General features: G+C 59.2%; 8 protein-coding genes. 4 read left to right on the top strand and 4 right to left on the bottom strand.

Going from position 1 to position 15,307, the window contains the following annotated elements:
- Positions 1 to 331: 331 nt before the first annotated feature.
- The 3 genes from ASD80_RS15465 to ASD80_RS15450 all read right to left on the bottom strand — a co-directional run bounded on the left by ASD80_RS15465 (position 332) and on the right by ASD80_RS15450 (position 5,661).
- The gene (locus ASD80_RS15465) at positions 332 to 1,780 is read right to left on the bottom strand and encodes a hypothetical protein (RefSeq protein ID WP_156460489.1); all 1,449 of its coding nucleotides are present in this window, start codon (positions 1,778 to 1,780) and stop codon (positions 332 to 334) included.
- Between the two features lie 44 nt (positions 1,781 to 1,824).
- Positions 1,825 to 2,865 (bottom strand): AAA family ATPase, encoded by a 1,041-nt coding sequence (locus ASD80_RS15460; protein ID WP_082555344.1) that lies wholly within the window; start codon positions 2,863 to 2,865, stop codon positions 1,825 to 1,827.
- 651 nt (positions 2,866 to 3,516) lie between these two features.
- Complete coding sequence (locus tag ASD80_RS15450) at positions 3,517 to 5,661, bottom strand: DUF262 domain-containing protein (protein ID WP_056234671.1); 2,145 nt, start codon at positions 5,659 to 5,661, stop codon at positions 3,517 to 3,519.
- Positions 5,662 to 5,873: 212 nt separating this feature from the next.
- On the opposite strand from ASD80_RS15450, the gene ASD80_RS19290 reads away from it, so the two are divergent.
- Positions 5,874 to 6,806: a DUF4238 domain-containing protein gene (locus tag ASD80_RS19290; RefSeq protein WP_082555343.1), complete on the top strand. Its 933-nt coding sequence runs from the start codon at positions 5,874 to 5,876 to the stop codon at positions 6,804 to 6,806.
- Between the two features lie 74 nt (positions 6,807 to 6,880).
- On the opposite strand, the gene ASD80_RS15435 is transcribed toward ASD80_RS19290, so the two are convergent.
- Positions 6,881 to 8,185, bottom strand: a complete 1,305-nt coding sequence (locus ASD80_RS15435; RefSeq protein ID WP_056234663.1) for a plasmid recombination protein — start codon at positions 8,183 to 8,185, stop codon at positions 6,881 to 6,883.
- A gap of 332 nt (positions 8,186 to 8,517) precedes the next feature.
- On the opposite strand from ASD80_RS15435, the gene ASD80_RS15430 reads away from it, so the two are divergent.
- Genes ASD80_RS15430 through ASD80_RS15420 form a run of 3 tightly spaced genes read left to right on the top strand, consistent with a single transcriptional unit; the run spans position 8,518 to position 14,905 of the window.
- Positions 8,518 to 10,512, top strand: coding sequence for an N-6 DNA methylase (locus tag ASD80_RS15430; protein ID WP_056234661.1), 1,995 nt, complete (start codon positions 8,518 to 8,520; stop codon positions 10,510 to 10,512).
- Positions 10,509 to 11,708, top strand: coding sequence for a restriction endonuclease subunit S (locus tag ASD80_RS15425; protein ID WP_056234659.1), 1,200 nt, complete (start codon positions 10,509 to 10,511; stop codon positions 11,706 to 11,708). Before ASD80_RS15430 ends, ASD80_RS15425 begins: the two co-directional genes overlap by 4 nt.
- On the top strand, positions 11,705 to 14,905 hold the full coding sequence (locus ASD80_RS15420) for a type I restriction endonuclease subunit R (protein WP_056234656.1): 3,201 nt from the start codon (positions 11,705 to 11,707) through the stop codon (positions 14,903 to 14,905). The genes ASD80_RS15425 and ASD80_RS15420 overlap by 4 nt, the downstream gene beginning before the upstream one ends.
- Positions 14,906 to 15,307: the final 402 nt, after the last annotated feature.

Here is a 15,307-nt window from a genome sequence, read left to right as displayed (position 1 = left end):
CATTGGAGAAGGGAGCCTGGCGGTGGCCTTGACCCAGAAGCAGGCCGCGGACGCCTTCGGCGTTGCCCCAGTGCCGGTGGCACTGGGGGATGTGATGATGGGCGGCCTGTTTCTGCGTCAACGTCGGGCTCGGTTGTCTGAGCCTGGGGACATAAGGTGCTCCCGGACCGTCCAACGAACCCCTCTTTCTTCTTTTCCTTTCTTTTGTCATTGAGATTGGACGCCCTTGGGCGGCCACTTGGCGGAGCACTTACCCCGAGCTCTTGCGAGTGGAGTAAGTGGACGCCGGCATGGATGGACCTCGCAGGGTCCATCCATGCCTCGCTTTCGACTAAGCGCGGCTCGCCGGCAGGCGCATCTTCGGGCCGAACTTGGGGGCTTTCATCAAGAGCCGGCGCCCGAGCCAGGGATAAAGCGCCGCAATCATCCCGGCATGCAGGCGGAGCAGGGGGCGCACCGTCTCCGTGCTGGTGAGGAGGGTGTTGAGGCGGGTCATGGTGGCGGGGTCTACCGCCGCCTTGATCGAGGGCAGGGTGCTGAACACCATCAGCACCAGCGGCGCCCAGTGCAGAGCATGGCGGCTGGCGAGCAGCGTGCCGAGCCGGCGCTGCAGCTCGCGTTCGATGCTGGGACGCGAGCCGGACTGGTGGGTAACGAAGACCTCTACCTGCGCCAGGAACGCCAGCACCTTGCCGACATCGCTGGCGATGGCAGCGTCGACACGGGGTCCACAGATGAAGCGCGCCAGGCGCGTCCACTGCAGCCCGACAGGTGCTAGCCCCTGGTTCATCGTCGCCGCCCGGCAAATGGCCTGGCGCTCCACGCTCAGGCTGGCACTGACCTGGGCCGCAAGCTCGCGGCGATAGCGGCGCTCCCCTTCGGCCGTGCGCAGATTGGGGGCCATCATGATAACGTCCGTCCCGACCAGCGACGTCTCCCAGATGTTGTGGATCGGCCGGTCTTCGACCAGACGCGGCAAGATGCTGAGCTCCTGCAACTGGAACTGCCCATCCCGGAGGGAGCGCCCGATCGACGTGTCATCGATGGCGAAGATCCGTCCCGCCATGTTGAGGTGCAGATCGCAAAAAGCCTGATGGGACAAGCGCGACAGGTCGGCGGCGTCGGTGAGCCAGACGTGATGTGCGTCATTGGACGGATAGAATGTGTCCCGCTCCCGGATGGTGGCAATGGGCAGGGTGGCGAGCTGCAGATCGTAGGCGATGCGCTTGCCCTCGAACATCGCGCTCACGTCCGGCACGCGCCAGCTGCCTTCGGCGCTGGTGATGCGCTTTTCCACCTGCACGTCGGAAAAGCGCGGGTCGTGGACCAGGCAGTCAGCCAGGGCAAGCTTGAGGGTGTGGTGATCAAGACCCTCCTGCAAACCAGCAAACTGGACCGCCCCGACATTGTGCACACCGGGCACGGTGCGGCAGGGGCAGGGCGGTGCATCCGCAGCGGCAACATGGCGGAAGAAGGCCGCCAGACCATTGCGGGTGACGCCGGGACCGGCAGGGCGCTGGGCCAGATGGACGGGGCGCTGGCACGCGGCGCAGAGAAAGAGCGGGGTTCCGGCTGCCTTGGCAGTGTGCACCTCGGCGCGCAGTTCGGCCAGCCCCACTGGCGTCAGCGGATCGAGCACGCTCTGCGTGGTGCGCAGCTGCTCACCCGCAGGGAAACGGGTGTCGATGACCATGGCGATGGCACGGTAATCGCCACTGCCGTCAGTCTGGCCATCAGCTGCGGGCGACATTGGGGCGGGGGGATTGGTGATGTCAGTCATCAGAGAAGCGTCCTTTTTTGCGTTTTTGGAATTGTTGAGAAAAATCAGTTGAGGATGGACCGCGCGGACGCTGCCGAGGCAGCGTCGAGCAGTTTGTGCAAAGTGCGCAGGCTTTTGATCCTGCCCTTGCGCACGCCCGTGGTAATGGCGTCCACAAGTGCAGGTTCGAGGCCCCTCCGCTCGATCTCGAGAGAAGCGATATGCGCGATCTCGCTGGGCGAGGGCGGCGCCATGCGGATGACCTGGCAGCGATCCAACAAGGGCTGCGAGATCCGGCTGAGGTCGTTGACCAAAATGACCCAGTTGATGAAGCTCAGGTCCACAGTCAGCTGGAGATAGTTGTCGAGGTGGCTTGCGGCGCTCCGCTTCTCCAACAGCCCAACCAGCGCCTGGCTGGGCTGTGGGCTGCTGTGGCGGCTATAATCCCGGATCTTGTCGAGCTCATCGAGGCACACGAGCAGGTTTGCCGAGGTCGAGTTCGCCAGGCCCTCGATGATCTCGCTGTGACGCGCACCCGACCAGGTCGCATCCTGGCTCACGATCGGGCTCATATTGGTCATGGTCGCGCAGTCGAGATAGACCAGTTTGAGGCCACTGAGCGCCGCCAGCCGATGCACGAACCGGGTTTTGCCTGCGCCGGCGGCAGACTCGATGACCAATGGGCGGAATTGCAACCACTGCGCACCACCACGGATGATTACCTGCGCTGACCGGCGAATAGCCTCTATGGCGGGAGCAAAGTTGCGCGCTTCTTCAAACAGGGCAGCGGCGAGCTCGTCCACAGCGTGGGTGTTCGCGGGCCCGGTCAGCGATTTGATTTCGCCCACCCGGCCGATCAACCGATTGACCGCCATTCCGTCGCGCCGGTCACTGGCGCCGCGCCGGGCGTCTTGCTCGTCGCGACCAACGCTCTGCGCCAGACGCACGAATGGCCGATCGAAGCCTTCCAGCATTAAAGAGCGGGGTTTTCCCACGGCTGCGCGATCATGGGCTTCGAGCACGAAGTCACTGCGCATGAGGTCACGCAAAGCCTCGTCGTCGTCAGGTTCCGGGCCCAGCCCGGACGTCATTTTCCAGTTTTTCATGATTTCCACATTCTGAGGGCGAGCGGGTCCGTGGCACGGTCAGGTGCAGCGGCAAGCTCGGACAAAGGATCAATCGCGCAGGGGCTCAGGCTCGCGCTGTCAGCGCGAGGTCAAAGTCCGGTGGCCATCGGGATGGGGCAGGGGCGCTAAATCGCCCGCGCTATACCAGGCAGGCGTCGCACGAGGCGGCGACGCCCAACCATCCGATTATCCCAAGCGGGTCAGAAATGTGGAGGAAATTGTTGCGACGAATCCGGTCGCGGCAATAGAAGTGATCAGCCATGTAGCCTCTCCTGTGTGAGCAGGATGATGGCTGCCTGGTCAGGTCGCTGGCGTTGTTGAAGCAACGCTGGCGGCCGCCTTGATAGGCAACCAAAGATTCCAGGGTGGAATCCTGCGTTTAGTCTGACAGGTGCTCTCAAAAAGTCACGCTGCGATGTGAACAATGGTTAACGGTGTCCCTGAATCTGCTCCCAGAAATTGGCGCAGGGGGCACCTCGTTCCGCATCGAGGGCCCCTGCAGCATCCCCTTCCAAGTTTCTTAGCTCGCCAAGATTGTATGGCTATCTAGCTAGCTAGCTAAAACAGAACCTAACTCCGAAATGCGGCCGTCAGCCGACATGCTGGTCTTAGGGCTGGAGGACAGGCGTATCACCCCTTTGTAAAACGGGACTGGATATAGGCAGAGATTTCACTGGCATTCTCGATCGGCGAGGAAAGATTGCCGGACCGGACAAAGAAACGCTCCTGCTTGGCGCCGTTCTTGTCGGGGATTTTCATAAAGAGCGGCTTTGTGCCTCGGGTGACATCGACAATGCAGATGTCCTGCCCATCAATCTCATGGAAAGTCACAGTGACATTGGCAGCAGCATACTCTGCTCCCCATTCCGCCTTGATGAGATTCCGCAGATGCAGCTGAAACCCATCGCGGTCATTGCCATCCAGGGTGCCATAGTCGTTTTCGAGCCCCAGTATGTTTTGGCGATCATCAACGCCGATGATGAGACGGCCGCCATCGCCGTAGCCGTTATTGAAGGCGGCAAGGGTCTTGAGAACCACCTTCTCCAGATCCTTGTTCGGCACGCTTTCCTTGGTGTCCCATCGAAGACTCGATTTGAACTCGAGGCCGTCATGCTCGCCTTCGGCGATAATGTCTTCGATGCTGACAGTGCCGTGTTTGGCCTCCATGGCCGTTATATCACGAAGGAACCCATTCAGCCCTTGCGCCAGCATGGCGCGGCGGGCAGCAAGAAACTCTTCGAAACGCGAAAGATCCCAAAGGGCTTCATCACTTGGGATGCATTGCTTTTTGAGGGAGCTGGGAAATTTCTGCTTCGCGTCGAGAAGGTACTCCTTCGCGGCCGTGTCCGATTTGCCGCGATTTTCCACCTGCGTCAGGATCGCACGATTGGTGATCTCCTGGGCAAGCGCATACTTGAATCGGTCGTCAACGTTGTAGCCGTTGGCCTTGAGGGCGGCGTAAGGGAAGATATGGTCCTTCTCCAGCGTGTACTTCTTGCCCATGTTCTGCCGGATGGAGACGCCTGTACCTAGGCACACGGCACCCTGGCTCTTGAAGTACCATCTCATCAAACTAAACAATGGATGCCGGATGTCGCGGCCGACGAATTCCCCTTCTGAGATTTCCAGTGAGCGCTCTTGTTCGATCAGCCCGAGCAGCTCATCGAAAGGCTCCGCGGAATTGCGTATCACGCCCAGATCTTTGTCGAGCTTCTGCGGTGTCTGGCTAACATAGCGCTGCCTGAGCTGTGAGTAGTAGAACCACTTCACCGCCTTCTTGATCTCGATCTCGGTCAGCTTCGCCTTGGGAGCCTTAAAGACGTAAGCGATGATCGGGATCAGAGCGAACACGGAATTGATCTCGTCGCTGTGGTCGACGAAGGCATGAGTCCGCATGATGTTGATGACATAGTCCAGCACTTGCTCGTCCAGCTGGCGCCAGGCGTCTTTAATCGCCTGCGCGTTGTCGCTGCTGTGCAAGCGCTTCATCTCCGAACCGATTCCATAGGTGACTGCGAGCAGGGCAAATATCAGGAAGTCGAGCTTGAACACGAAGCCGTGTTTCTCCATGGCGAATAGCTTCGCCTTGAACAGATCTCTGGCTTCCGGCCAGTAGCCGCTGATTTGGGCTAAAGCGAGCTCTGCATCAGTCAAATTCACGCCGCTGGCGTTGACGATGTAGAAAATGTCGATCGCTTCCTTGATCGCCGCTGTGACGGGAATGATCTGCTCTGGAAACTCACGCTCTTTGATGGATTTCACCGCTTCGAAATTTTCGTCGATCAGGTTTTCCAACTCGTCCGAGAGCGCCTCTTTTGCTTTCAGACTTTTGCGTACGTCGGAGCTTTTGACGTTGCCCTGAAATATATCGGTCAGATCAACCCATAGAGGATTGTTCTGCATCGCTTGTTTCCTGAAATACTCCAGGTCGAGAGTCTCAAGGTTTACGTAAAGGCCGGTTATGTCGTTGGTGATTTCCATCTGCTCGTAGTAGGGCGGCAGCTTTCCCTCCAGGAGCATGTAGATCGTGGTGATGCGCTGCTGGCCATCGAGGATTAGCTTCACGGCGCCCATTTCCGGCGTATACTTGGTTTTCCCTTTCAGCTCCGGAGGCTTCGTAGTTTCCCAGGTCAACAGCGTGCCGGTCGGGTATTTCCGGATAAGTGAGGTGAATAGGGCCTTCGCGTCCGCGCGTTTCCAGACATATTCGCGCTGAAACGCCGGAACGAATAGTTGGCTGTCGTTGATTTTGTCGATGATCTGCCGGATTTGCATGGTGGCCCCTCTTTCCCATACCCTAGAGAAGGCTAATGGCTTTCCCAAATGTATTGAATGGCTTACCCACAGGGCGGACTACCTGGTTTGGGTGAAGTATTCGGGCATTGCGATTTCAGTAGTGTCGGAAGCCATTGGGCGTGTGCAAGAGGCGAGTATGACTTCCGAAAAAGGCGACATCGTACTTGATGCGAAGTTCATGGTGACGGCCGGTGCCTAAGTCAGGCACTCACAAATCGCAGCATTATGTCCCGAAGAGCTACCTTTCAGCTTGGTGCGATCCGAATACGCCGGCTGGAATGCAGCCATATGTTTGGACATTTGATCCCCGCGGCGGTCCGGGCCGAAAGCGGGCCCCCAAAAAGCTCTTCACAGAGACAGATATCTACACTGTCTTCATGCCTGACGGTTCTCGAGATCTGCGACTTGAGCTCGAACTATCGAAATTGGAAAAAGGCCTGATCACACTGGTTAAGGACTTTGTGGCAAAGCACCGCCAGCTGCCTGGGCCTAGGCAATCGAGGTTAGTAGAATTCATCGCCGCGATGCACGGGCGTACGCCCCAGGCGCGAGAGATCCAACGAACTCTCTGGCAGGGCACCTTGGATGATGCCGAGCGTCAAGAACGAGAGCTTTTAGCATCGCACGCCGCTGACGGGGAGGGAGCCGCCGTAGGCTTAGGTTCACGTTCAGTCTCTGAGATGGAGCTTGATATCCTTCGACGAGCGTTAGAGTCGCCCATGCAGTTCTTGCTGCCCGGTGCCACGGTCGATGGGCTCCCGATGATGAGCCAAATGACAATGACCATAATGTGCTCCGATGAGCCCGGCTTCATCACCTCAGACAGCCCGGTGACCTGGTTGGACCCCACCGTGCCAAGGGACAAGTTTCTAACGCACAAGAGCTCGCTTTTAGACCGAGGCATCGAGGTGGTAATGCCACTTTCGCCGCGCCACACGATCATGTTGCACCATCCGGTGACACCACTCGACAAGCCGGCGAGATACATAAGGGCGAGTGCCGCCACTGTAGCGGCACTTAACAGACGCACTGCCTACTATGCCGACCAAGCCTTGGTGTCATGGAGAGACGGCTTTGATCCCAATTGGCGCATAATGCCACCCGACCGCCCAGCTGGCGCCTGAGACCGCGCGCGAGCGTGATTTACCAGCAATCCATTGGCTAATTCTGTTCATCCAAAGACGATTTCGGCTTGCGCTCAGAATGGCGTAAGCCCGTCATCACCAACTGCGGCGTTCAACCGTTGGAGCTGTTCCGTAGTCATTTCATGCCGCAACCCCATGAGATCGGAAACAGCGTCTTTGAATGCATTCAGCTGGACAGACGTCTCCGCCGTCAGCGCCTCAAATTCGGTTGCCATAGCCGCGTTCTCCAACTTGATCCGCTCACGTTCAGCCGCGAGTCTCTCCCTTTCGCTCTGCGCCGCTTTGCGTTCGGCATCCAATTTTTCAAGGAGGCTTTGGGCCGACTTGAGCATTGGCTGCACCATTTTCCAAATCGGAGTGAGCGCGGCTTGATCTTGCTCAGACCCATTCACTCGATATGTGGACGACCTGTCAGGCTTAATATGACGAGTGATTTGGCCGTTGGCGATCAGCTCAACCGCTCGTGAAAGGCCGGCGACCATCTTCTGGAAGGTCGTCTCGTGGGCGATCTTCTGCTGATCCAAGGCTGACTGTTCGGCCTTGAGCTGCTGCAGCTTCTGCTCGAGGTCCGACTTCTCTTTGTTGAGGGCGTCCAGCCCACTCTGCAGCTGCAGGACGAACAGCAGTGCAGCAAGTGACGCGCGTTCGGCACTGGCTGCTTCAGCCTCAGCCTTTTCCTTGGCCAACTGGGTCTCTGCAGACTTTTTCGCTTCTATCTGGCGGTACGTGTTGTGGTGGGTATGAACCGCGCCAGTGACCTCCTTCGGTTCGCCCCTGTGCAAGCCGAAACAGGCCATTTCAGCGGCATACCAATCCTGCAGCGCAATACACTTCTCTGAGGCTTCAATTTTCTTGCCACCAAACACTTTGCGATACGACACCCATAGTGCCTCACCGCGCTTGGTCGTTTTCACGTATGTGGGGACAACAAAGACTGCCAGATGCGGAGTCTTCTCATCCATATCCAAACGGACCTGGGCGACCTGGCCAGGAAATTTCCGCTTGAACACTTGGATGTTGTGGTCGGTCCAGCGCTGAATCTTGTCGGGATCAAAACCATCGCGTCCGTCGTCGTAGAGGAAGAACTCAGGCGTTGCCCCCACGTGAAATTCTGCGAGCAGACCGGCATTGTCCGAACGCCGCCGGGCGCCGAGCACTTCAGTGACGCGATCAACAGCTGCAACCAGATTTTTCGGGTCCTCGAGCCCGAGGCTCGGCACCCAGAACTGGTTGAGGTGGGAGCGGGTGCGATCGACGTGAGCGCTGACGTCCGAGCGGTTGCCATGCGCATTGGCCTGGCCAATGGCGGTACGACTGCAGCGTGAGGCAATGCGGATGATGGCGTAGTGTTTTTCCATAGCCGATGGTCAGGCAACTGGATGAAAATTCAAAATCGTCCAAATCCAGATTCCCGCTTCGGTAGAAAAGCGGGAACTCACTTTGCACTTTTTGGGCCCCGGCTGCGCCACCCCAAAAGTGCGTGAGCTCTCCGAGGGCCCGGCGGGGCCTTTTTGCGGATACTGGCGGTGCGGTTTTTTGTTGATCCGACCCCCCTTCGCCTCTGGCAGGGGGGTAGAGCCTGCGGCTCGGATCAGGTTGGTTTGCCGATGTTCTGAAGTAAGCCTGCCCTTGTCCCAAAGGGCACCCGGCTGCTACTCCTCCCACCTGACTTGGGGAGCATGCCAGCCTGATGGAATCCAATATCGAAGCCGTCGAGAAGCGCCTCTGGACGGCGGCGGACCAGCTCCGCGCCAATAGTGACTTTGCCAGCAACGAATATTTCCTGCCCGTCATGGGCCTGATCTTCCTGCGCCATGCCTATAGCCGGTATCTGATGGTGAAGCCGGAAATCGAAGCAGGGCTGCCGAGCCGGGGCGGCATGGTCCGGCCGTTGAAGAAGGAGGACTTCACCAGCCGCGGCGCCATTTTCCTGCAGCCGCAGGCTCAGTTCGACCATCTCGCCAGCCTGCCTGGCGGTGCCGATCGCGCGGCGGCGATCATTGCGGCCATGGAGGCGGTGGAGGCTGACTATCCCGCGCTCAAGGGCGTCTTGCCCAAGAGCGAATATCAGAGCCTGGAAAACGATGTGCTCGGCGACGTGCTGCGCATCTTCAATGACCCGGCGCTGCAAAGCGCCAAGGGCGACGTTTTCGGCCGCATCTACGAATATTTCCTCACCCAGTTTGCCGATCAGAGCGCCCATGATGGCGGCGAGTTCTTCACCCCGCCCTCCATCGTGCAGATGATCGTCAATGCCATCGAGCCCGATCATGGCAGCGTGCTGGACCCGGCCTGCGGCTCTGGCGGCATGTTCGTGCAGAGCGCCCACTTCATTGAAAAGATGCAGCAGGACCCCACCAAGGTCGCCACCTTCTATGGCCAGGAAAAGAACGCCACCACCATTCGCCTCGCCAAGATGAACTTGGCCGTGCATGGGCTCGAAGGGAGGATCGAGCCCGGCATCACCTATTATACCGATGCCCATGAGCTGGTCGGCAAGGCCGATTTCGTCATGGCCAATCCGCCCTTCAACGTCGATGAGGTCGATGCCGAAAAGATCCGCAAAGACCCGCGGCTGCCCTTCGGCTTGCCCGGCGTCAACAAGGCCAAGAAGGTCTCGAACGGCAATTATCTCTGGATCAGCTATTTCTACAGCTATCTGTCTGATACCGGCCGCGCCGGCTTCGTCATGTCCTCACAGGCTTCCAGCGCCGGTGGTGAGGAGGCCAAGGTGCGCCAGAAGCTGGTCGAGACCGGCCATGTCGATGCCATGATCGCGATCCGAGGCAACTTCTTCTATACCCGCAGCGTGCCCTGCGAACTGTGGATGTTTGACAAGGCCAAGGCGCCCGAACATGCCGACAAGGTGCTGATGCTCGATGCGCGCCAGGTTTTCCGCAAGGTCACGCGCAAGGTTTTTGATTTTTCGCCCGAGCAGTTGGCCAGCCTGACGGCCATCTTCTGGCTCTATCGCGGCCAGGGCGAGCGATTCCGGGCGCTGGTCCAGTCCTGGCTGCGGCAGTCAGCCGATGAGGCGCTGGCCAGCCTCGCGCTGGGGCCAGTGCTTCTGGCGGCCCTGGAAGCAGTAATAAACGACATTGAGCCCGACGCCGATCTTTCCGATGCCATCGCCACCTTCAAGGCCGACTGGGATGCCTTTGCGGTTGTAGCCAAGACGTTCGAGGGCGCTTTCGGTGCTGATATCACCGCGCTGCATCAGCACCACGATGCCCTGCAGCCACTGGCCGAGCAATCGCGCGATCTGATCCGCCAGATCGACCAGCTCTATAAGCTGGCCAACAAGGCGCATCGCGACGCGGGGGGCAAGCGCGGCAAGGCCAATCCGGTCAAGGCACTCGAAGAGGCGCGGGCAGGGGCCGTCAACCAGCTCAAACTGGCGCGCTATTTCCACCGCCAGGCCCATTGGCTGCTGTCCCGCTTCCCCGATGCACAACTGGTCGCGGTGCCGGGCCTGGTCAAGCTGGTGGACCATGTCGAACTGGCCGCCAACGACTGGTCCCTCACCCCCGGCCGCTATGTCGGCGTGGCGCCGGAAGAGGAAGATGAGGATTTCGACTTCGAGGGCGTCATGCGCGATATTCATGTCGAGCTGGCCGGATTGAACGAGGAGGCGGCGGCGCTGGCCAAACAGGTTCAGGCGCATTTCGAGGGAATGGGGTTGTGAGCTGGGAGGTCCGCAAGCTGGCAGATATTGCTGACTTCAATCTCGGCAAGATGCTGGATCAGAAGAAAAATAAGGGCGAACTGCGTCCTTACTTGGCGAACGTCAACGTTCGGTGGGGCGAATTTGAATTGGATGATCTGCGCGAGATGCGGTTCGAAGATCATGAAGTCGATCGCTATGGACTGCGAGCTGGCGACATCCTCATGTGCGAAGGTGGAGAGCCCGGCCGTTGCGCCATCTGGAGGGACGAAAGGCCTGGCATGATGTTCCAGAAGGCGCTGCATCGCATTCGCCCACATGACGGTCTGGATAGCCGATTTCTCTATTACAGCTTCCTTCAAAAAGGACGAACTGGCGGCTTTGGCGGCTTGTTCACCGGCTCGACCATCAAACACCTTCCCAAGGAAAAGCTGGCGAAAATTGAAGTCGCCTTTCCTCCGCAAAAAGAGCAGGAGCGCATCGCATCCATCCTCTCCGCCTACGACGACCTGATCGAAAACAACCGGCGGCGGATGGCCTTGTTGGAGCAGGCCGCGCGACAGCTTTACAAGGAATGGTTCGTTAGCTTTCGCTTTCCCGGACACGAACATGTCAGGATCATCGACGGTGCGCCGGAGGGGTGGGAGCGCATGCCTGCCTCTGCAGCGATATCCATAAACCCCACAACACGTTGGCTTAGCGACGGTGAAATCCGCTCTGTTCCCATGGCTGCAGTTTCAGAAATCGGCATGTGCTGCGACGAAAAGGCGTTCGAGCTGAGGTTGAAATCTACTTCAGTGCGATTTGTAGACGGCGACACTCTGTTTGCTCGGATTACGCCATGCCTTGAAAATGGCAAGACGGCATTCGTCAATTTTCTCGCTGAGGGCGAGGTTGCGTGCGGTTCGAGTGAATTCATTGTACTTCGAGAACGCGCCATAAGCCGCTTTGCAATTTACCTGCTGGCAAGAGAAGATAGCTTCAGGGCGAATGCGATAAAGAGCATGATCGGCTCGTCCGGCCGTCAACGCGTACAACCGAGTTGCTTTGACAAATACATGATTGCCATTCCGCCGAAGAGCATTGGCGAAGGTTTCGATGAGGAGGTCCGCCCAATGTTCAAGCTTATAGGGTCTCTCGACCGCCAAAACACCCAGCTCGCCAGAGCCCGTGATCTCCTCCTCCCCAGGCTGATGAGCGGGGCCATCGCGGTATGACCCCGATGAACGAGGACACGCTGGTTCAGCAGACCATGGCCGACTATCTGGCCACGGCGCTTGGCTGGAATAGTGTTCTGGCGTTCAACTCTGAAACCTTTGGTCCCGAGGGCACGCTGGGCCGGGCGTCCGAAAGCGATGTCATCCTCACCCGCCACCTGGGTGAGGCACTGATCCGCCTCAATCCCGGCCTGCCAGACACCGCCTATGCCGATGCCTTGCGCCAAGCCACCGATGCGCCGCTGGGTTCGGACCTGCTGACGATCAACCGCGATGCTTATAGCCTGGTCAAGCACGGCGTGCTCGCCAGCTTCCGCGACGCCAAGGGCGATCTGGTCCGGCAGCGTCTTCGCCTCGTCGATTTCGATAATCCTGAAAATAACCATTTCCTCTGCGTGCGAGAACTCTGGGTCAGGGGCGACCTTTATCGGCGGCGACCCGACATCATCGGCTATGTCAACGGCCTGCCGCTGCTGTTCGTCGAATGCAAGGCGCTGCACAAGGACATTCGCCACGCCTTCGAGCAGAACCTGTCCGACTATAAAGACACTATCCCACATCTCTTTCACCACAACGCCTTCATCATCCTGACCAATGGCCACGCTGCCAAGATCGGTTCGCTGTCGAGCCGCTACGAGCATTTCAACGACTGGACCCGGCTGGAGGAAGACGAGCCTGGCGTGGTCGACCTGGAGACCATGCTCAAGGGCGTCTGCAGCAAGGCCAATTTCATCGACATCCTCGAGAACTTCATCCTGTTCGATGACGGCGGCGAGCGCATGGTCAAGGTCGTGGCGCGCAACCACCAGTTCCTCGGCGTCAACCGGGCCATTGCCGCAGTTCGCGGCCGGGAAGCGCGGGACGGCAAGTTGGGCGTGTTCTGGCACACCCAGGGCTCGGGCAAGAGCTATTCCATCGCCTTCCTGACGCAAAAGGTGCACCGAAAGATCGGCGCCAATTTCACCTTCCTGATCTGCACCGATCGCGTCGATCTCGATGGCCAGATCTACGGCACTTTCGCCGGCTGTGGCCTCGTCAACAACGACAAGTCGCAGGTCAGGGCAGGGACAGGCGCCGAGTTGAAATCTCTGCTGGCGCTGCAGAAGCCTTATGTCTTCACCCTGATCCATCGCTTCAACCAGGACGTGAACCCCGACGAGCCCTATTCGGGGCGCAGCGACATCATCGTCATCACCGACGAGGCGCACCGCACCCAGAACGGCCTACTATCGCTTAACATGCGCAATGCCCTGCCCAATGCCAGTTTCCTGGGCTTTACCGGCACCCCGCTGATGAGTGGCGACGAGACCACTAAGCGCACCTTCGGCGACTATGTTTCTACCTATGATTTCCAGCGCGCCGTGCAGGACAAGGCGACGGTGCCGCTCTACTACGATGCGCGCGGCGACATGCTGGGCATTTCCACCACCGACCTCAACGAGCAGATCGCTGCCAAGCTCGAAGAGCTGGACCTCGACGATCCCAACGTCACCGAGCGGCTGGAAAAAGAACTCAAGCGCGAATACCACATCATCACCGCCGAGACCCGGCTCGATGCGGTGGCTGCCGATTTCGTCGAGCACTACACCACTGCCTGGCAGAGCGGCAAAGCCATGCTGGTCTGCATCGACAAGGTGACCTGCGTCCGCATGCACGCACTGATCGCCAAGCACTGGACCGCCCGCATCGGCACGCTGGAAAAACAACTGGCCAGGGCGACCGACGAGCAGGACATCGCCGACCGCAGCCGGCAACTCGCCTGGGTCAAGGCAACCAAGGCAGCCGTCGTGGTCTCAGAGGAGCAGGGCGAGGTCGACCGCTTCCGCAAATGGGGCCTCGACATCAATCCGCACCGGGCGCTGATAAAGCACGGTTTTGATACCGAGGACGGCAAGCGCCTCGACCTGGAATCGGCCTTCAAAAAGGAAGATCACCCCTTCCGCATCGCCATTGTCTGCGCCATGTGGCTCACCGGCTTTGACGTGCCGAGCCTGTCCACCCTGTATCTCGACAAGCCTTTGAAAGCGCACACGCTGATGCAGGCCATCGCCCGCGCCAACCGCGTATATGCCGGCAAGAATAACGGGCTGATCGTCGACTATTGCGGCATCTTGAAAAACCTGCGCCAGGCCCTGGCCACCTATGCCGGCACCCCCGGGGGCGCACTGGGCGGCGAGGAAGACCTGCCCCCCGAAGTCGATCCCGTCCGCCCGCCCGAGGAACTGCTCGGCGATCTGGAGGAGGCCATCACCGCCGCCGAAGCGTTCCTGGCCGACCGCGACTTTCGCCTGCTCGACATCCTCGACAAGACCGGCTTCGAGCGCAATCGGGCCATCATCGACGCCAAGGAAGCCGTCAATGGGAACGACGAAAGCCGCAAGCGCTTCCAGATCATGGCGCGCGAGGTGTTCAAGAAGTTCACCGCCTGCGTCAACTTCCGCGCCGTCAATGCCTATCGCCAGCGCTTCGCCGCCATCCGCGTTATATACAATAGCCTCGAAGACGATGTCCGCCAGGCCGACATCACCGACATCATGCTGCAGCTGCACGAACTGGTCGATGCCAGCATCGAAACCCGGGGTATGGGCGAGCGCGACCCGCGCCCCTACGACATCAGCCAGATCGATTTCATCAAGCTGCGCAAGGAATTCGAGCGCAGCCCGGCCAAAAACACCACAGTGCAAAGCCTCAAGGACGCGATCCAGAAGAAGCTGGAACTGATGCTGCGCCAGAACCCCCTGAGAACCAATTTCCAGCAGCATTACGAGGACCTGGTAGCCAGCTACAACAGCGAGAAGGATGCGGTGAACATCGAACGCACCTTTGCCGCCCTGCTGATCCTGGTGGAGGAACTGGATCACGAACAAAAGCGCGCCATGCGCGAGGGCCTCGACGAGGAGACGCTGGCGCTGTTCGACCTTCTGATAAAGCCGGACCTGGAAAAGTCCGACATCGCCAAGCTCAAGAAGGTGGCGGCCGAGCTCTATCAGACCCTCAAGCTACAGCTCGGCACAATGCAGGACTTTGCCGGCAAACAAGCCACCCGCGACGCCATCCGCGTCGCCATTGCTGATTTCCTATACGATGATCGGACCGGGCTGCCACCCAGTTACCAGGCCGACGAAGTGGACCTCAAGGCCCAAGCCGTTTTTGCTCATATCCTGAGCCGTGGGCGTAGCGATTTTCACGTACCTTGACCAGGCGCAGTAAGTCTGTGACTGCGCACTTTGCTAGCTAGCTGGCTTTCTTTCTAGATGCTCGACCTCGAACGGGCCGCGATCATCGACGGTGCGCGGTTCGCACCGCGGCTGCAGATGATCCGGCAGGGCGCCACACAGCACCAAGCTTATGCTGGCCTCTTGGTGCAACGAGAGAAAGTTCGGGTGAGACTGATTGACGCCGGTTTGCATGACCGCAACTTTGCAGGACGGAAACGACGATATCACCGTCGCGGGTGTGGCAAGAAGATCAAGGTTCAACCTCCAAATCGCAGATTTCCATGCGAGCACCCGCAGAGCCCCCGTCCAATTGCCCGTCCGGAAGCGCCGTTTTCAGGCACCAAGGGATGCTTACGTGCCTCGCCATCGGTGTTACAACCA

Origin of the sequence: Devosia sp. Root635 (genome assembly GCF_001427605.1) — a bacterium.
Classification (GTDB): Bacteria; Pseudomonadota; Alphaproteobacteria; order Rhizobiales; family Devosiaceae; genus Devosia.
Note: the sequence above shows the minus strand (reverse complement) of the source record. Positions and strands in the feature narration are given on the sequence as shown.

Excerpts from the sequence above, each read along its gene's own strand:
- ASD80_RS15465 (WP_156460489.1), bottom strand. The coding sequence starts at position 1,780 with ATGACTGACATCACCAATCCCCCCGCCCCAATGTCGCCCGCAGCTGAT.
- ASD80_RS15460 (WP_082555344.1), bottom strand. The coding sequence starts at position 2,865 with ATGAAAAACTGGAAAATGACGTCCGGGCTGGGCCCGGAACCTGACGAC.
- ASD80_RS15450 (WP_056234671.1), bottom strand. The coding sequence starts at position 5,661 with ATGCAAATCCGGCAGATCATCGACAAAATCAACGACAGCCAACTATTC.
- ASD80_RS15435 (WP_056234663.1), bottom strand. The coding sequence starts at position 8,185 with ATGGAAAAACACTACGCCATCATCCGCATTGCCTCACGCTGCAGTCGT.
- ASD80_RS15430 (WP_056234661.1), top strand. The coding sequence starts at position 8,518 with ATGGAATCCAATATCGAAGCCGTCGAGAAGCGCCTCTGGACGGCGGCG.
- ASD80_RS15420 (WP_056234656.1), top strand. The coding sequence starts at position 11,705 with ATGACCCCGATGAACGAGGACACGCTGGTTCAGCAGACCATGGCCGAC.